An 18,039-nucleotide genomic window follows, 5' to 3' on the forward strand; every position below is an offset into this window, starting at 1 on the left:
GTGCACGCCGCGCACTTGGCAGCCGGGTGGGAAGCGAGACGGCCTGCGCCACAGCCTCGTCGCTCAACGCACCTTCTCGAAGAAGGCGTTCACGTCTTCAACGAAGAGCTCTGGATGTTGGAACGCAGCGAAGTGACCGCCTCGGGGCCATCGTGGCCCAGTGTGTGATGTTGTATTCGGCCTCACACCATCGGCGCGGCGCCAGCATGATCTCCTTTGGAAAGCACGCAACGCCAGTGGGCAGTTCGACTCGGCCGGTTGCGCTGAAGAAGCCCAAACTTTCCCAGTACAGTCGGGCCGAAGCCGCGCCGGTTCCGGTCGGCCAGTAGAGCATGACGTTGTCGAGCATCTTATCGCGGCTTAACGCGTTCTCGGGGTGGCCGTCGCAGTCGGTCCATGACCAGAATTTTTCGACTATCCACGCCAACTGGCCTGCAGGGGAATCCACCAACCCATAGCCCAGTGTTTTCGGCCGCGTCGACTGTTGCTTGGCGTAGCCCGAATCCCACCGGTCGTAATAAGTGAGTCGATCTAGCGCCAGCGTCTCTTCCTCGGTGGGCTTGCCAATGTCGTTGGGCGGAAAGCCCACTGACGTGTTCAGGTGGATGGCTACGCAACTGCCGCCATTGCGCCCAATCTGTTTAGCGACTCCTGCACCCCAGTCACCGCCTTGAGCACCGTAACGCTGGTAACCGAGGCGATTGACGAGGACTTCCCAGGCTGTCGCGATCCGCTCGACGCCCGACCCCGTCGAGGTCGGCTTGGCCGAGAACCCGTACCCGGGCAGCGACGGGCAGATGACGTCATAACTGCGCTCATTCAATGGCTCGATCACCTTCTGGAACTCCACGATCGATCCCGGCCAGCCGTGCGTGATCACGATGGGAAAGGCGTCATCACGGCCGGACCGCTGATGAATGAAGTCAACGGTTAGCCCGTCGATATCAGTGGTGTAGTGATCGAATCTGTTCAGCGCCGTCTCGCGGGCACGCCAGTCATAATCTTGCCCAGTAGGCGGCAAGTTGCCTCACATAGCTCAGCGGTACACCTTGGCGGCTCCAGTCGTCAACGCATTCGGCCCCAGGCCAGCGCGCACGAGCAAGGCGTTCCTTCAGATCTACAAGGTCAGTGTCGGGGATCTCTATATGGAAGGGAAAATCGAGGTCATGCCACCGATCCTCGCGCAACGACCCGGCGCAATTAGGCAGTCCACTGTCGTACTGGTCCGCTCGGCTGACCATGCGGACAGCAAGATCGACAATGAGCGATTGCGCGCAGATCTCGCCCGGGCTCAGCGGGACTGTCCGAGACAGCGACCACGAATTCGCCCAAGGTTTGCGGCAAACGGCCGTCGGGATAATGGCTCTGGATCGGCATACCCATTGCATTGAACCGCTTCTACTGCACGATGTGCGGGCTGCTGACTGTTAATGTGACAGTTCTGTGTCACTGATAGCAGAGAAGGATCCATGACGAACGGAATCAGTGTAAGTGAGCCTCGACCGCCGGACGGCGACTGGCTCGGCACACCGTACCTGCGGTTCGAGCGCGACGGTGCGCTAGCGAAAGTCACTCTGGATCGTCCGCACGCGCGCAACGCCATGACAGCGGCGATGTATTTCGGTATTCGCTACGCCGTCTCGCGCGTGGCCGCAGACGACAGCTTGGCCGGGCTGCTGATCACGGGCACCGGGGACGTCTTTGCCCCCGGCGGCGATCTCGGGCACCGCGCCGAGGACAATTGGATGGAGTTGGCTTTTGCCCTGGGAATGGATGTCACGCCTTTTGAGGCCTTGCGCCAGTCGCCCAAGCCGGTGGTATCCGCGGTCAACGGCCTGGCGCAGGGTGGTGGATTGCAGATTGCGATGTGCAGCGACATGGCGGTGGTGAGCGAGCGCGCGACTTTTCGCGTACCGGAGTTGTACCGCGGCATTGCTGACACCTACTACAGTCAGATGCTCGCACGGATCATCGGACCGGTTCGCGCGCGAGACCTGATGTTCACCGGTCGGGTACTGTCGGCCGAGGAGGCGCTCGAATGGGGGATGATTTCCCGCGTCGTTCCTCACGACGACTTGCTGACCACTGCGCGCGAGGTACTTGCGCAATGCTGCCGAACCGCACCGCAGGCGCGTGCAGTGGTCAAGGCCAATCTCGACAACTACATGGGGCTGTACGATCGGATCAACATGTACCAAAGCGTCATGGGGCCCGAAGCGCGAGAAGGCTTTACAGCGTTCAAGGAGAAGCGGTCGCCGGAATGGGTCCATCCCGCACTGCGCGTCACAGGACGGCTGTGACGACGATGGCCCCGCGTTCGGCGTCGGCTGGTAAACGTGAGATCGAGATGTGGACGCGTATCGTCCGCCTCGTGAGCCCGCTGCGGGCAGGTAACGCCTTACGTCAGCAACGCTGGTAAGGCTGCGAACTCCTGCCGAATCAGGTCGTCCAGACTGCGAGCGCTTCCGGCCAGCCACTGGCTCAGAGCGCTTTCCAGCAGGCTCATCCCTACCGTGGCGAGCATCGCGCACTCGGCATCAGGGGCCGAGAGCCCACGCCGTCTTGCGACTACGTCGGCGACCGTGGCGGCAGTGGCTCGAGAAATCTTGCGCTCGCGGCCGAGAAGGACCAGGGATGACTCGACGGCTTCGTAGTATTGCGCGATCCTCTTACGGATGCGCTTGAGTGACGGTGCCAGGATCGCGAAGGATTCGGCCATCGCTTCGTAGTCGGACAGCACGTCGTCTCGGCCCAGGTACACGGTCTTGAAGGCGTTTATGAAATCGTGTCCGCCAAAGAACAGCACCGACTCCTTCGTCGGGAAATAGCGGAAGAACGTTCTCGGTGATACGCCGGCGGCGGCCGCGATCTCGTCGGTCGTGGTCTCGTCGTATCCGTTGACACTGAAGAGGTTCAGCGCTGCGTCAATGAGCGCAGCTTTGGTTTGGGCGGCATGCTCGGACCGCGGTGAGCGATCACCTCTCGCCATGCCGTCCTCCCTGCACGTTCCTCACGTTGTGCTGAGGCTACAACGCCGGTTCCATCGGCGATCAGCAGCGTGGTGATAGTCGTGTCGCCAGGCTTGCCAACCTTAATCAACCTGCTATCGGCATCACTTCTTCGGACACCCAGTGCAGATGATCGAGATAGGAGCTGAAGTCAACCACCGGTGGAGGATTCACCCACGTATCGGTGACGCCCAGACCGGCGAGCATGTTGCAGTTGTCAATGACCTGCTGAGCGTTCTGACCGAATTGCGAATGGGGGTCGTCGTTGATTTCGTGCGCCAAGCCGATATTCAGTGACGCCAAGCTGAAGAAAAGCGCAAACGGACGGCCATCGTAGCCAGGCTGCGACTTCAGGTAATCGAGCTTGGCCGGGAAGTCCTCGGGCCGGGTCTGCCACGGCGCCCAGCCATCACCGAATCGGGCGGCTCGACGGAGCACGGCCTCGGCGTCGCCGCCCATCCAGATTGGTGGGTGGGGCTTGTGAATCGGCTTGGGGCCGAACGCGATGTCGCGAAATCTGACGAATTCGCCGTCATAGGCGGGCGTGTCGCTGTGCCACATTTCGAACATCGCCGCGAGGTATTCATCAGTGAGCCGCCCGCGTCTGCGGAAGGGGACGCCGATGGCGTCGTACTCTTCTTCGAGCCAGCCTACCCCCACCGTCACCTGCGCACGGCCGCCGGAAAGCCAGTCCAGCGTTGCGATCGACTTCGCCGCGATGACGGGGTTGTGCAACGGTAAAATCGTGACCATCGATCCGATCGAGATCGTCGATGTGGCGCCGGCGATGTAGGCCTGCGCTGTCGTGGCATCGAAGTAGTGATTGCCCGAAAGTTCTACGTGCGATGTGGGTGTCACGAAGTGTTCCGGGATGAATACGCGCGTGAAGCCCAATTTCTCGGCGGTGCGTGCGACGTGGGCGATGTCGGTGCCGGCAAGGCCGCGCTCCCACGGTTGGGTGAGCGCGGCCACGTGGACGCTATTGGGCAGGACGACGCTGAACCGCATGGGCGGCCTTCTCCTTGGATCGGTCGATAGGGTGCGCACCGGATCGAAATGACGCGGGCGTATTCAACGGACCTCAGTATGGCAGTTGACTGTCATCAGTCAATGCGCTGCGTTACGATGAGTCAATGACATCGCATCACCACCGGTGTCGACCCGTCCCACGCTTATGCCGTTGGTTGGGTCGAAGTGATGTCGAAGGACGAAACGGGATACCACCTACGTCGAGCGGTCTGATCTGACGCGCTTCAGTTGGCGTTGACAGTGTGACAGTTGGCTGCCATAGTGCGTGAGATGTCCACCTCGGAACTGCCAAGGGGGTTGTGTCGGTGGCCAAGAACCTTTTTCTTGTGATGACCAATCCCATTGAAGGCCAAGACGACGCCTTCAACGAGTGGTACGACACACGCCATGTGCGCGAGGTGCTCGCGCTGCCCGGAGTGGTAGCCGCACAGCGTTACGACCTCTCGGAGGTGAAGGTGCGCGAGGAAGACTTGCCTGCTCCTTTGCCGCCGCCTGCGCACCGATATCTGGTGATATACGAGTTGGATCGCGAGCCCGACCAGGTCATGGCCGAGTGGCTCAAGGGCACCGCGGCCGGAACGCTGACGCTGGGCGAAACGCTGGACCTCAACACAGTGTCGGTGACGGGCTGGACTCCGCGGGGTGAGCGCAGGGAAGCTGACAACTGATAGCCGGATTTGGCGTCGACGATCATAGGCGCAGCGCGTTTGGAGCCGATTCGATCCCGACCGCACCATCCCGCATGACGACACACCGAGCAGAGGCTGACAGCCGCGGCTCACGCGCCCAGCCGAGAACATGCAACCGGGCCGTTCGTGGTTACCCGCGATGAGCGAATCCGCGGTGCTCACGACATGGATGACCGAATGCGGTGCAGCGCTTGCGCCGATGGTGGCCCCCGTGACGCCTACCTCGATGACGGGGTCCGCGCCGCGTGTGCGCAGGCGTCGCCGGAGGTCTGTTTGCTTATTTTCGATCAGAATTTAGATTTTGCTTCCCATCGTGTCGAACACGTTATACATTTCACAGATAGGGATTCGTTGTTGAATTCGTCACGAAGGGGCGTGCGCATGACGACGTTGGAAAGAGGGCCGCTCGCGAGTGCTGGCCCTGACAAGCTGATGAAGACGCCGCGGGTGCGGACCACGGTTCCGATCGTCGCTTGGGCGACGGTCGGTGCGGCGTTCATCGCCCTGGCGATCTACGTCGCGTCGAGTTGGATCCTCGGTGGTCGTGCGACGCCTACGCCGATCGGTGCCAACAACCCGAAGCTGGGCAGGGATCTGGCCTGGAACATCGGCGCCCAGGTGCTGACGATCATTGCCGTCATCGGAACTCTGATCTACGTCGGCAGGCGATGCATACGGGAGCGGCGGGTCACCTTCGACGCCATCCTCATAGTCGCCTACCTGCTGCTGATCCAATGGGATCCGATTCTGAACTACGTCACGCCGCAGTTCTCGTACTCGTCGCTGATGATGAACTTCGGGTCGTGGACGACCGACATGCCCGGCTGGGTGTCACCTCATGGCAACCTCATGCCCGAGCCGACCATCCTGATCGGCATCGGGTTCATCTGGAGTGCGTCGCTGTGTATGATCGGTTGCGGTTTCCTGCGCAAGGTCGTAATGAGGCGCTGGCCACAGACCGGCAAGCTGGGCATCATCCTGTGGTCCCTCGGCTTTATGCTGCTCGCCGACTTCGTCATCGAGACCGTGCTGTGCTACGGGCACATCATCGCCTATCCGAACACCGTGAGCTGGCTGACGCTCTTCAAAGGCACATCGCACCAATTCCCCCTCTATGAGTCGCTGGTGTGGGGTGGACTTGCCTGGGCGCCGCTGATGGTTCTGCGGTTCTATCTAGATGACCGTGGCCATTCCGTCGTCGAGCGCGGGGTCGACCGCCTCAATGTGTCCAACAAAGCAAAGGTGGGCCTGCAGATCCTGGCCGTCGCCGCGGTGACGAACATCGGCTACCTGAGCTACAACATCGTGATGATCGGGATCGGCCTGCAGATCGACAATGACGGCCACGCTGTCTATCCGTCGCACCTGATCAATGGGATCTGCGGGCATGAAACACCGTATCCATGTCCCGATCCCGCTGCGGGACGGCCCATTTCGACTGGTGGTCAACCCGGCTCGCCTCGTGACATCCCCGGTGACGGCCGCACTTGGGTCGACGTATACCTCGGGGGCTGAGGAAACCTACTAAGCGGCCGAACGACGATTCAACTACTTAACCTGAGCAAGGACGTATGACGATTCACTCCTGCCAACGTGGTCCCGTGATCAATAATCACAATCCCGCGCTCGGCGTCGTCGACGACTACCATCCCGTCGGCGATGAACTGGACATCCTGCTCGGAGCCTGGCGGGCGCGTCTGCCGGTGCTGCTCAAGGGGCCGACGGGCTGCGGAAAGACAAAGTTGGTGGAGAGTGCGGCACGTCGACTCGGACTGGACCTGGTCACGGTGTCGTGCCATGAGGACATGCTCGCCGCAGATCTGGTGGGGCGTTATCTGCTCGAGGGCGCGGACACCGTCTGGCAGGACGGACCGCTGACCGCCGCGGTTCGTGGTGGCGCCATCTGTTATCTCGACGAGATCGTCGAAGCCCGCGTTGACGCAACGGTGGTTATTCACTCCCTTGCCGACCATCGGCGACAGTTGTTCATTGATCGACTCAATGAAACACTGGACGCCCCAGAGTCATTCATGCTGATCGTGTCCTATAACCCTGGTTATCAGACGTTGCTCAAGGACCTCAAGCCCTCAACGCGTCAACGCTTTGTGGCGGTAGAACTCGACTTCGCACCACCGGAGCTCGAGCAGCAAATAGTGAAGGAGCAGTCTCGTGCCTCGGACGAGGCCGTCACCACTCTGGTGCGACTGGGTCAAGCAGTGCGACATCTGAACGAGCCGAGTATGTCCGAGATGGTGTCGACCCGGGCCTTGATCGCGGCGGCGCGGCTGCACGTCAACGGACTGGCGCTCAATCGCGCGGCGAGGAGCGCGATCGCGGCCATGCTGACCGACGACGCGACGGTCACGAGGTCGATCGCTGAACTGATCGATGCCTACATCGACTGATCAACCGACGGTCGCCGGCCTGCAAATGCTCGCCCGTGCGGTGTCGGGACGCCTGGTGTGTGTCAAGGCCGCGAGCGGGCAAGACGAGGGCGTCTATATGTCGGGAAACACGATCACAGTCGACGGCGGGCGGCTCACCACGCTGACCCGGGCACAAGTAGTCGTACAAGCCGCGATGTACGGTGCCGGATCATTTGATCCGCGGGTCCTGCGTCACCTCATCGGGCGGTCTAACGCGTGCACGCGGTACTGCGCCATGGAAGGTCTGCGTGCGCTCTCGCTGACCTCGAATCGATTGCCGCCCTTTGTAACAGCATTAGCGGCTGGGCTGATGGACGTTCCCAGGACCAGCTCAGCCGAAGAGTCGATGCGGATGGCATTGGCGCGAACCCAGGTTCCTCCCGCACCCGAATTCTTCGGTCAGCTCAAACCTGCGCGTGCGGTACTGGCGGCGACAGCGCGCACAGGCCGGGAGCACGACGGCGACGTGAAGATACGCAATGACTCAAACGCCGATGAGGCCGACGATCCCGACACCAACAGCGATGAGGCCAAGTCTCTCGATCTGCTGAGCAATCCGCTGACGCCGAACCACCCGATGGCCAGACTGATCCAGAGTCTGTTCAAGCACTCTGGCGGCAAATCTGCGGATGCGGCATCCCAAGCCGGCGGTGGAACGCCGGTGGCCAAACCGAGTATGCGGCCCAGCGGCGGACGTAGAGTCAACATCGGCCGGCGCATCGCCTCGGCCGCTCACAGCTTCATCTTCGGCGGTTACAGTGGCGACGCCCGCTATCCGGAATGGGACGAGAGTTCGAAGCGGTATCGCAACGACTGGGTTACCGTGCACGAACTCGAGCCATGGAATCCGGATGGCTTCCGTGACCACACGGCACTCGCTCGCATCGACGTAATGAGGGCTCCGACGGCGCTTACACGCAGCCTTGCTCGTAACGTGCTGGAGATTGCGCCGTACGGGCGCAGCGAATTCGGTGAACAACTGCACACCGATGGTGTCGTCGACCTGGCATACTGGCGCCGAAGCCGATTCGGCTCTGCGCCGCTACCTTTCATCGGGAAGAAGCGCCAACGACCGGGCCTCGCGGCGTTGGTACTTTTGGACGTCAGCAGTTCGACGCTGGACACGACCGCGCGCGCGGACGGGGAAACCGGCTCGGTGTTCGACCAACACCTCAAGCTGTCCTATCGCATTACAACCGCGCTCGATGCGCTCGGAGTGCCTGTTGGGTTCTACGCGTTCCGTAGTTGGGGCCGCGAAATGGTCCACGTGATGCCGATCAAGGGTCTACGAGAAAGTCTGTCGGCCTTGACCATCGAGCGAATCGGCCACCTGAGTCCGGCGGGCTTCACGCGAATCGGCGGTGCCGTTCGCCATTGCACCTCCATCTTGGAACGTCAGACCGAGGGAATGAAGCGGGTGGTTATCCTCGTTTCGGACGGGCACCCCTACGATGACGGATACGACGGCGCCCAGGCCTCGGGCGACACCCGCCACGCCATGAGCGAAGCCCGCTTGCGGGGCGTCGGCTTCGTATGCGTCGGAGTTACTGCACCGAACAGCAATGAGTCTCACGTTCAACGCGACGCGCTTGACTCGGCCTCGGCGTTGCACGTCGCTAACATCAGCGGGATCGAGCGCCAACTCGGAAAGCTCATTCGCCAAGCGCTGACTGATACGCGTCGCCGTGGAGACCACACTTCGTTCACTGTGCCCGCGTGACGTTTTCTTCGCCTAAGGAGTGCACGGCCCCGAGCCCCACTGAAGCCGGAGGCCGCGATTGGATGGATGCTCACTTCCGAGCTTCCTTGCCAACACTTTCGACTGTGAGTTAGATTCTAGAAGATAGTCGACGTGAACACGACACACTCATACGGGGACGAGGGACGAGGGACGATGACTACCGCTGACGCAATTCCACAGATCGATATGGACTGCCTCCCCATGGATGTCGCACGCGACCAGGCGTGGCAGGCCACCCAAGTTGCCTCGCTGATCGCTATTGCCGATGGATATGCGGTGACCACCCGCCGCGGTGCCGACGAGGTGCTCAAACACCCCGACCCGTTCTCTTCGGCGAAGGCGTTCGACATGCTGCAGAGCCCGGTGCCGCTCGTGCCTATCGCCTACGATCCGCCGACGCAGACGCGCTATCGTCAGATCTTGCAGCCGTTCTTCAGTCCGCGAGTCATCAAACCGATGGAAGCCGAACTGCGACCTCAGATGATCGCACTCATCGACCCGATCGCGCGGCGTGGCCATTGTGATTTCGTCAGCGAGGTCGCTCAGGTGTTCCCGATCCAGGCTTTCCTCACGTTCTTCGGATTGCCGCGTGAGATGCGCGACCAGTTTTGGGAGTGGAAGAACGCAGTGATCGGCCTCGCGGGAGCTGGTTTCGCCGCCGAGGACGACGCCGCTCAAGAGGGCATGATGAAGGCGCTCGAGATGTACACGTACTTCACTGAACTGATTCCCCAGCGCCGCGGTAAGGGCGGTGACGACGTCCTGAGCCAGATATTGGCCAAACAACCACCCGAGGATCTCACCGACCCCGAAGCCGTCGGCCTCTGCTTCTTGTTCGTGCTCGCCGGGTTGGACACCGTGACCGACACGCTAGGTTGCGGGATGCAGCGGCTCGCGGAGAATTCGGGCAAGCGGCAGGAGATCATCGACGACCCTGCTCTGATTCCCGCCGCGGTGGAAGAGCTGCTTCGGCTGGACCCCCCCGCCCCATTCATCCCTCGGGTTACCTCCGCCGAGGCTCACATCGAGTCGGCGCGGCTCCGTGCCGAAACACGTGTGTCGACGTATCTCGGCGCCGTTAACCGCGATCCCGCCGTGTTCGAAAACCCGCACGAAATCGACTTTCACCGGCCAGAAAACCCGCACATCAGCTTCGGGATGGGACCACACCGCTGTCTGGGTTCGCATCTCGCCAGACTTGAATTGGGCATCGTGTATGAGGAGTGGCACAAGCGGATTCCGCACTACCGGATCAAGCCCGGCACCACACCCAAAGTGCACTGGCCTCATGGCACCATAGGGCTCGAATCGCTTCACCTGGAGTTCGACAAGGCAGAGGGATGAAGCTCAGAATCGACAGCGCCTGCACCGGCCACGGACTGTGTTATTCCTTGGCTTCGCGTCTCTTCGAGGATGACGACCAAGGCTATGGACATGTCCTCGGCGACGGTGTGGTCCCCGAAGGTCTTCTCGCCGAGGCACGTTCGGCGGTGGCCAACTGTCCGGAACGGGCCATCAGCTTGGGCGAAGATTGATTGGCGATCGAGTCCCCCATAGCACTCCCAGCGCCGTTTCCTGCCCGCGGTCCCAGTGACCGACGTTGTTCACATTTCGTGCTTGTGTAGCCGACCCGATGAAGGGGGTTGACCGTCGTATTGGTGCCGTCAGCTGCCGACGCCGCGAAGTCCACTCACCGTGCTGGCGGCGTTGTGCGGCTCGGCCTGCAGATCCCCAATTTTTCGTACCACGCGCCGGTTTCTGAGCTCTACACAGCCGTGGTTGCCCAGGCCCAAGAGGCCGAAGCCGCCGGCTTCGATGCGGTGATGCTGATGGATCACTTCTATCAACTTCCGCATCTAGGTGCGCTCGACGACCCGATGCTGGAGGCGTACACCGCGCTCGGGGGGCTAGCCACGACCACGCGGCGCGTGCGGTTGGGCACGCTCGTCACCGGCAACACCTACCGGAACCCTGCGCTGCTCGCGAAGTCGGTGAGCACCCTCGATGTGATGAGCGGCGGCCGGGGATTTCTGGGCATTGGCGCCGGCTGGTTCGAACTCGAGCACCGGCAACTCGGTTTCGAATTCGGTACCTTCACCGACCGTTTCGAACGCCTCGAGGAAGCATTACAGATCATTACCCCGATGATCCGAGGGGAGCGACCCACATTCGAAGGCCGCTGGTACCGCGCTGAATCCGTGTTGAACAACCCGCGCATTCGCGACGACATGCCTATTCTGATCGGCGGCAGCGGGGAGAGGAAGACATTCGCGATGGCTGCCCGCTACGCCGACCATCTAAATGTCATTGCTCCGTTCGACCGGCTGCCGGGCAAGGTCGAAGCCATCATGCGACGGTGCAGGGAGCACGATCGCGATCCGGTCACCCTTGAGACGAGTGCTCTGATACAGCTCGTCGTTACTGACGCCGCCGGCGCTTCTGACACATTTGTGCTGAATTCTCGTGTGGCCGTAGGGACTCTCAACGACATCGCCGAGCAGGTCAAGCGCTACGTAATCGACGTCGGCATCGGAGGGGTGGTCGTTAACCTGCCGTCACACGGCTATACGCCGGGACTGATCACAGATGTGGGTGAGGCGCTCGTGCCAATAGTTGGTATGTGAGTAGCACGAATCGATGGCCCGCTGCAGCAGTTGATCAAGCCGTTCACGCGGTGGCGTGGCGATCCACTTGGTGGACATCATTTTCGACGAAGCGTTGGGTGCGATGGACCGCTCCCTACTTCCCGGCCGCCGCCACACTCCACGAATCCTGCTCTGTCAGCAGCCAATTGCCGTAACACGGAGTCAGGACCGAGCACACGTTCTGGGAGTCGCTACACAATACGGCAAAGGGACGCTGCTGAGTTGTCTTCACTGCCCGGGCGTGACCTCGAGGTTGCTCGGCGAAGGCTCGGGTCTGGTGGGTCGGGTAGCGCTAAAGCATTGCGCTTCGGAGCGTCACGCCGTGCCCAGGGTGGCAACTGTTCAACGGCGGATGTCCATGCCTGCGTCGACCTTGAGGAGGCTGCCGGTGAATGTCCGTCCGAGGTCAGACAGTAGGAAAAGGATGGCGTTGCTGACGTCTTTGGGCTCGATCATCGGGAAGTCCGGCAATGCCGTTTGCATCGCGGTGGCCATGTGTGGCGTCTGCTCGATCACCTTGAACAGTGCCGGGTTTTCTAGGACCATCGGCGTCGCGCAGTTGGTCGGCGCCACAGCATTGACCCGGATTCGATGGGCGGCAAGCAAATTGGCGTACGCTCGGACGAGTCCGACAATGGCCAGCTTGGCCATCAGATAGGCGTCGGAGCCTCCACCGCCATCGGTCATGTCCAGCAGTGCCGCCATGGAACTAGTGGCGATCAAATGTCCGCCCTCGCCACGGTCCTTCAGGTGGGGGATCGCCACCTGGAAGGCATTCCAGACACCGATTTGCATGACGTCGATGCCTAGCCGCAATGACTGCGAGGCGTCGGCCTCGTCAGGGTTGGTGAGGATGATCCCGGCGTTGGCCAGCACGGTGTCGATGTGCCCGAACTGCCGTACACCTGCGTCGAACGCGGCCTGTAGGGCCGACTTATCCCGCACGTCGGCCGCCTGGAGGTGCATCTGTCGGCCCGTTTTCTCGACGAGCCGTGCTGTCTCTTCGAGATCCTCCCACGTGCCCAACTTGTAGGGCACGGCGTCGAGGTCCTGGCAGATGTCTACGCCGACGATGTTGGCGCCTTCTTCTGCGAGAGTGACTGCATGCGAGCGGCCCTGACCGCGCGCCGCGCCGGTGATGAAAACAACCCGACCGTCAAGCAAACCCATGATCTGCGTTCCTTCCTTCCGGACGCGCATCGAGCGCGTATCAGTCCCACTGATCCGCCCAGCGTCGAAGCCTTACGACGCATGAGAAACCTTACCAGGATATAGAAAAATGGTTATCGGATTCTTCCTCCCCGCTTTACGAACCGATACACCAGCACGAAAGTCCGCGCTCTCAGACGAACAACAGGCAGCTCCGCCGGAAGGAATGAAGCAGTGAGCGAAGGGTGCTAGTTCGGCGCGAAATTGCTTCGTTCGCTGCGCGCTCTTCGGGTGGGGCAGATCCGCGGCCGCCTGGGTCTGCATACCGGCGTGGGTGCGCTGCCCATCCGTATAAGGCCTTCCAAGCGCGATGCGACACTGAATTCGAGAGCTGATGGCTGGATGGACGCAATCTTGAGAAAGCTTTCTACTTTACGTTAGATTTCTAATGCGCTCACGTACTTTGACGACTCACAGCGACGAGGTTCCCATGCCGGCCGATGAGGTCGACGAGTCCGACGAGGGCCTTAGGTTGGCACGTATCCACACCGGCCGCGCGCCGGATGGCAAGGGAGACACTTCATGGGAATCCTGGAGGGCAAAGTGGTCCTTGACGGGTCGACCGATGTTGTGCGCGCGGGCGGACGCCGAGTTTTTGCGGCTCTACGACTCCGACGGAACATGCTGGAGTTCTACACCGTCCTCGCTGCGGCGGAGTTCGGCACAGTGAACTCGTGATGCTGCTATGAGCAGGACCAACCTGGGCGCACCCGGTTTCGGGATGCATCCCCTGCACGGTATTCACGAGCCGACGACGGGCACGCCGCCGCGGCGCCCGGGCTCGGTGCGGCGCACGAGTTCCATTGATATAACGCGGGATCCGGGCTCGCTGGATCCGGTGCATCTATCGGGTCGGGCTCGCGACCTCGTTACCATGCACGACGGAACTGCCGTTGAGATGGGCCAAGCCCGAACGCGAGTGACCGTCGAGATGCTCGCCCGCGTGGTCCAGCGGATTGACGTTGAGCCGGTGGTCGCGGGTATGCGTCTGGTGGGCGCCCCGGCGATGAGCGGCTTCCGAGCTGCGGTCGACGCGACGGCTCCGCAATTAAGGGAGCGACGCGACTTGCGCTACACGTTGCTCGACGATGTTCCGGTCGCCACCCTGATCTCCGGGCATGCGTTGTCGGCGTCCGGCCCGTTGGGGAACGGCGCCACATCGGGCTATCTCCCGATCGCCGACCAATGCGCGGGCTTTGTGACCGGCGGTCTGCTGATGACCTCATTCGAGGCTGGAGACCCTGCCGTTGTGACCGGACCGCCGGCGCCGGGCCTCGAGGACCCCGGCGACCCGCTGGCATGGCACGAGATGGTAGTGCTCCCTGTCCACGGGATGCGTCGTCGGCGCAGGCTGGACGTGGGAAACCGTGGGGGAGGGCCCGAAATAGAAGTCGACGCGATGTTTCGCGACACTTACGTCCGGGCCGACGTCACGGAAACTATCATCCACGAGTACACCGTCGAGGCAGTGGTGGATTCCGATACCCAGACCATCTTGAGCTCGCAGGCGGTAGCCCGGGTGCTCCCCTGGCAGGAATGCCCGGGCGCCGTGGCCAGCGCGACCCGCCTCGCCGGAATGAGGTTGGACCAGTTGCACTTTCGCATTCGGCACGAACTTCACGGAACGTCGACGTGCACCCACCTCAACGACTTGCTGCGCAGCATCGGCGACGCCGCAGCATTGGTCGCACTGCTACCCGCTGGCTGAGGCCTGGGGGCGGACGCCTCCGATCGCCGTTCTTCTGTAGCAGGCTGGCGCTAGATCGAACCGCCGCGTCCACACCGGCCACCCGATACAGCTTCACCGCGGCGAAAACGCTCCAGGTAGAAAGGCCCGCAGCAGGCGCTCGTCGCCTCCGTATTCGGCCGGTCCAGGCTCAGCGATGAGGCTAAAGCAGATGCGAGTCACCTAGTGAGCCATCGTCTCTGGAGCCACATCGTCGCGAACTTCGCCCTTTGCGGCGGCGGCGAATCGCTCGCCGAGATCGTCTTGTAAGCGGTTCTGCCACTTCTCGGACGCTGAAGCCGCACGGTAGGTGCGCCCCAGTTCATCATCGAAGGTCAACATTCGCATGGTCGGCGATTCTCTCGTTACGGCGAGGCCGACTATGCAGCTGTTAACCAGCTGGTCGGCGAACGGTTCGTCTGTCTCCCAACAGGACTCTGCCGCATCGAGCACTGCGGTCACGGCGCGCAGAAAACATTCGGCCAGCACGGCATCGCGATTCGGGAAGTAGCTGTAAACGGTGCTGCGGTGTACCCTGCCCTGTTCGCAATGTGCGTCATCTTCGTTCGGCCCACGCCACGTTCGGTCTTGAGTGCCGCCCTGGCGTTGATGCAAAGTTTCAACTAGATAGTTGAAAATCAACAGCTAGTCGCAGATTTTGCTCTGGGCTCTTTGAGGGGCGGCGTGCAGGCAGCCGTGCGGCCCGGAAAGGGCGATTCTTCTGCGTAAAGTGCCACCAATGGCGGGACCTCGGTGCCCGAGTGTGCCGGCGGTTCCGCCCACGGCAAGAAACGCTTGATCACACCGGCGGCCAGGGATAGGATTCGAAGACGCTATAGAATCTGGTCGATAACAGATTCGCGGGTAGAGTCAGCCGATCGGCGACCTCTGGCAGGGCGTAGGGAGCGAAGAATGCCATTACAAGACACCCATCAGATTGTGTCGGTCGATGATCACCTCATCGAGCATCCACGTGTGTGGCAAGACCGCTTGCCGGAGAAGTTTCGCGAGGCCGGACCCCGGATCGTCGAGGTCGATGGCCAGCATTTGTGGTCGTACGACAACACGCTGTATCCGACGATCGGGCTGAACGCGGTAGCGGGCAAGCCGCCGCAGGAGTGGGGCACCGATCCGGTGCGCTACGAGGATATGATTCCCGGCTGCTACGATCCCGCGGCGCGGGTCGCGGACATGGATCTCGACGGGGTTCAGGCGGCGTTGTGCTTTCCCTCCTTCCCGGGGTTTGCGGGGGGGACGTTTTATCGGGGTAACGATCGCGAGCTGGCTCTGCTGTGCGTGAAGGCGTGGAACGATTTTCACATCGACGAGTGGTGCGCGACGGCGCCCGACCGGTTCATCCCGCTTGGTTTGCTTCCGGTCTGGGACATCGACGCCTGCGTCGTCGAGGCCGAGCGGCTGGCCTCGAAGGGGGCGCGTACTGTGTCGTTTCCCGACAGCCCGGTGTCGTTGGGTCTGCCGTCGTTTCACTCAGATCACTGGGACAATCTGTGGCAGGTGTGCTCGGACGCGGGCATGCCGCTGGCACTGCATTTCGGGTCGGGCGGTTACGTTCCCGGATTCTCGTTCTCGGGGACGAGCACCTTCCAGAATGATCTGGCTAACCAAGACGTTTCGGCGCCCTTCGCGGTGGCGATTGCGCTGTTTGCGACCAATCTCATGTGGTCAACCGTCGATCTGCTGTTCTCCGGCAAACTGCAGAAGTTTCCGAACCTTCAGATCTCGTTATCCGAAGGCGGTATCGGTTGGGTGCCTTACATTTTGGAGCGCACGGACTACGTGTGGGAGCGTCACCGCTACTACCAGCCGATCGATTTCGACGCGCGCCCTTCTGATCTGTTCCGTTCCCACTTCTGGGGCTGCTTTATCGATGACGAGCACGGATTGGCCAACCGCCATGCGATCGGTGTTGATCGCATCACCTTGGAGATCGACTTCCCGCACTCGGATTCGAACTGGCCGAACTCGCGCAAGCGTGCGGCCGAAGTGCTTGCCACGGTGCCCGATGACGAATGTGCGCTCATCGTCGAGGACAACGCGCGGCGCATGCTCAACTTCCCAAGGACGGCCGAGCCGCAACCCGCCAATGTGTAACGGGTGAAGACAATGGGAGGCCGAATGAGGGTCGCGGTGAACCCGCAGCGATGTCGAGGACATGCACGCTGCTTGACGATAGCGCCCAACGCTTTCGAATTCCTCGAACTCGAAGATCGAGCGGTGGCGAGCCAAAACGGAATCGCGCTCGAGGACAAAGATTTGATCCGAAGAGCCGAACAGGAATGTCCCGAGCGAGCGATCAAGATCGACGACCTAAAGGACGCGTGATGACGACTATCGACTCAGGCACCGAGAACGCCTCGACCGACCTCGACCACCATTCGGAGTACTTCCGGGAGAACAATTTCGCGATCTACTCTGAGTTTCGCGATCGTTGCCCGGTTTTGCGTTCGACCGCGTGGGATGGGTTCTGGCTGTTTCTCGGGTACGACGCGATCGTCGACGCCGCGCAGGACGCCGAGTTGTTCGGCAACGGCGTGGAGAAAGCGGTGCCGGCGCTGTCCCCGGATCCGTTGATTCCCATCGACATCGATCCGCCGCTGCACGGCGCATGCCGCCGTATCGTATTGCCGCGCTTCTCCCCGGGCGCTGCCCAGCGTTGGAGGCCCCGAATTCGCCAGTTAGCGGCGGAGTTGGTCGACGACTTCATCGAGACCGGCCGAGCCGACATCGTCCAACAGCTGACCACCCCACTGCCAGCGCGCTGGATCCTGCAGATGTTGGGTCTGGACGACAGCCGTTGGCCGGAATGGGTGGAGTGGATCCATTCCGCCATTCACGACCGCTCGCACGACCCCGAGCGGGCCGGCAACGGCGTCATGAATATTTACGGCGCCATCGTGAGTGCGATGGAGGAGCGGCGGACCAACGGTTTCGGCGACGACTTGATCAGTGTCATCCTGCAAGCCGAAGTCGACGGCGCGCCGCTCACCGAGGAGCAGCTGATCGGGTACATCTTCCTCCTGCTGCTTGCCGGCATGGACACGACGAGCGGACTGACCGGTAATGCGCTGGTTCGGCTCGAAGAAGATCCGGCATTGCGCCAGCAGTTGATTGACGATCCCGAGCTTCTCGATGCGGCGACCGAGGAGTTCCTCCGGCACGACACTCCCACGCAGGGGCTCTATCGAGTCGTCAAACGGGACTGCGAATTTCACGGTCAGAAGCTGCGTGCGGGAGACCGGGTCATATTGATGTTCGCCTCGGGCAACCGCGATCCGAAGGTGTTCGATAAGCCCGAGGAAATCGACCTGACCCGATCACCGAACCGCCACCTCGCGTTCAGCCTCGGCGCTCACCGTTGCCTCGGCTCCAACTTCGCCCGGGTGATGTTCCAGGAGATGATCTCCGAAATACTGGCCCGTCTGCCCGATTTCGCGATCGACGGCGAGATCGTGCGGTTCGAGGACGCTGGTGAGGTCTACGCTGTGCGCCATTTGCCGATCCGTTTCACGCCGGGGCCTCGTCTTAATTTCAGTTCGGGGCCATGA

Annotated in this window: 16 protein-coding genes and 1 pseudogene; 12 read left to right on the top strand and 5 right to left on the bottom strand. The window is 61.7% G+C overall.

What is annotated here, in order from left to right; translation table 11 throughout:
• Window positions 1-63: 63 nt before the first annotated feature.
• Window positions 64-1,187: pseudogene (locus AC5Y5E_RS16220) on the bottom strand (epoxide hydrolase family protein).
• 282 nt (window positions 1,188-1,469) lie between these two features.
• On the opposite strand from AC5Y5E_RS16220, the gene AC5Y5E_RS16225 reads away from it, so the two are divergent.
• Entirely contained in the window at window positions 1,470-2,300 is an 831-nt protein-coding gene (locus AC5Y5E_RS16225; protein ID WP_083174143.1) for an enoyl-CoA hydratase/isomerase family protein, read from the top strand.
• A 98-nt stretch (window positions 2,301-2,398) separates the two neighbouring features.
• On the opposite strand, the gene AC5Y5E_RS16230 is transcribed toward AC5Y5E_RS16225, so the two are convergent.
• Both AC5Y5E_RS16230 and AC5Y5E_RS16235 read right to left on the bottom strand, forming a co-directional pair.
• Window positions 2,399-2,989, bottom strand: a complete 591-nt coding sequence (locus AC5Y5E_RS16230; RefSeq protein WP_083174144.1) for a TetR family transcriptional regulator — start codon at window positions 2,987-2,989, stop codon at window positions 2,399-2,401.
• Window positions 2,990-3,095: 106 nt separating this feature from the next.
• Window positions 3,096-4,016, bottom strand: coding sequence for a TIGR03619 family F420-dependent LLM class oxidoreductase (locus tag AC5Y5E_RS16235; RefSeq protein ID WP_499903991.1), 921 nt, complete (start codon window positions 4,014-4,016; stop codon window positions 3,096-3,098).
• 326 nt (window positions 4,017-4,342) lie between these two features.
• On the opposite strand from AC5Y5E_RS16235, the gene AC5Y5E_RS16240 reads away from it, so the two are divergent.
• The 7 genes from AC5Y5E_RS16240 (at window position 4,343) to AC5Y5E_RS16270 (ending at window position 11,517) form a co-directional block, all read left to right on the top strand.
• On the top strand, window positions 4,343-4,705 hold the full coding sequence (locus AC5Y5E_RS16240; RefSeq protein WP_083174162.1) for a DUF4286 family protein: 363 nt from the start codon (window positions 4,343-4,345) through the stop codon (window positions 4,703-4,705).
• A 294-nt stretch (window positions 4,706-4,999) separates the two neighbouring features.
• Entirely contained in the window at window positions 5,000-6,241 is a 1,242-nt protein-coding gene (locus tag AC5Y5E_RS16245; RefSeq protein WP_142393487.1) for a spirocyclase AveC family protein, read from the top strand.
• Between the two features lie 86 nt (window positions 6,242-6,327).
• Window positions 6,328-7,131 (top strand): CbbQ/NirQ/NorQ/GpvN family protein, encoded by an 804-nt coding sequence (locus AC5Y5E_RS16250; RefSeq protein ID WP_426626846.1) that lies wholly within the window; start codon window positions 6,328-6,330, stop codon window positions 7,129-7,131.
• Window positions 7,115-8,872, top strand: a complete 1,758-nt coding sequence (locus tag AC5Y5E_RS16255) for a VWA domain-containing protein (RefSeq protein ID WP_142275159.1) — start codon at window positions 7,115-7,117, stop codon at window positions 8,870-8,872. The genes AC5Y5E_RS16250 and AC5Y5E_RS16255 overlap by 17 nt, the downstream gene beginning before the upstream one ends.
• Window positions 8,873-9,046: 174 nt before the next feature.
• Window positions 9,047-10,237, top strand: coding sequence for a cytochrome P450 (locus AC5Y5E_RS16260; protein WP_426626847.1), 1,191 nt, complete (start codon window positions 9,047-9,049; stop codon window positions 10,235-10,237).
• On the top strand, window positions 10,234-10,428 hold the full coding sequence (locus AC5Y5E_RS16265) for a ferredoxin (RefSeq protein ID WP_426626848.1): 195 nt from the start codon (window positions 10,234-10,236) through the stop codon (window positions 10,426-10,428). The genes AC5Y5E_RS16260 and AC5Y5E_RS16265 overlap by 4 nt, the downstream gene beginning before the upstream one ends.
• 174 nt (window positions 10,429-10,602) lie before the next feature.
• The gene (locus AC5Y5E_RS16270; protein ID WP_083174151.1) at window positions 10,603-11,517 is read left to right on the top strand and encodes an LLM class F420-dependent oxidoreductase; all 915 of its coding nucleotides are present in this window, start codon (window positions 10,603-10,605) and stop codon (window positions 11,515-11,517) included.
• A gap of 363 nt (window positions 11,518-11,880) precedes the next feature.
• Here the strand turns inward: AC5Y5E_RS16270 and AC5Y5E_RS16275 are convergent, their stop codons facing one another.
• Window positions 11,881-12,708, bottom strand: coding sequence for a mycofactocin-coupled SDR family oxidoreductase (locus AC5Y5E_RS16275; RefSeq protein ID WP_083174163.1), 828 nt, complete (start codon window positions 12,706-12,708; stop codon window positions 11,881-11,883).
• A 724-nt stretch (window positions 12,709-13,432) separates the two neighbouring features.
• Between AC5Y5E_RS16275 and AC5Y5E_RS16280 the strand changes: the two genes are divergently transcribed.
• A complete protein-coding gene (locus AC5Y5E_RS16280) occupies window positions 13,433-14,455 on the top strand; it encodes a DUF2889 domain-containing protein (RefSeq protein ID WP_499903992.1) in 1,023 nt (340 codons plus the stop codon).
• 201 nt (window positions 14,456-14,656) lie between these two features.
• Here the strand turns inward: AC5Y5E_RS16280 and AC5Y5E_RS16285 are convergent, their stop codons facing one another.
• Window positions 14,657-15,115: a TetR/AcrR family transcriptional regulator gene (locus AC5Y5E_RS16285; RefSeq protein ID WP_174814304.1), complete on the bottom strand. Its 459-nt coding sequence runs from the start codon at window positions 15,113-15,115 to the stop codon at window positions 14,657-14,659.
• Between the two features lie 270 nt (window positions 15,116-15,385).
• On the opposite strand from AC5Y5E_RS16285, the gene AC5Y5E_RS16290 reads away from it, so the two are divergent.
• Genes AC5Y5E_RS16290 through AC5Y5E_RS16300 form a run of 3 tightly spaced genes read left to right on the top strand, consistent with a single transcriptional unit; the run spans window position 15,386 to window position 18,039 of the window.
• The gene (locus tag AC5Y5E_RS16290) at window positions 15,386-16,585 is read left to right on the top strand and encodes an amidohydrolase family protein (protein WP_426646450.1); all 1,200 of its coding nucleotides are present in this window, start codon (window positions 15,386-15,388) and stop codon (window positions 16,583-16,585) included.
• Window positions 16,586-16,609: 24 nt separating this feature from the next.
• A complete protein-coding gene (locus tag AC5Y5E_RS16295) occupies window positions 16,610-16,816 on the top strand; it encodes a ferredoxin (protein WP_499903993.1) in 207 nt (68 codons plus the stop codon).
• On the top strand, window positions 16,816-18,039 hold the full coding sequence (locus AC5Y5E_RS16300) for a cytochrome P450 (RefSeq protein WP_499903994.1): 1,224 nt from the start codon (window positions 16,816-16,818) through the stop codon (window positions 18,037-18,039). Before AC5Y5E_RS16295 ends, AC5Y5E_RS16300 begins: the two co-directional genes overlap by 1 nt.

Source organism: Mycobacterium sp. NGS54 (assembly GCF_059812465.1).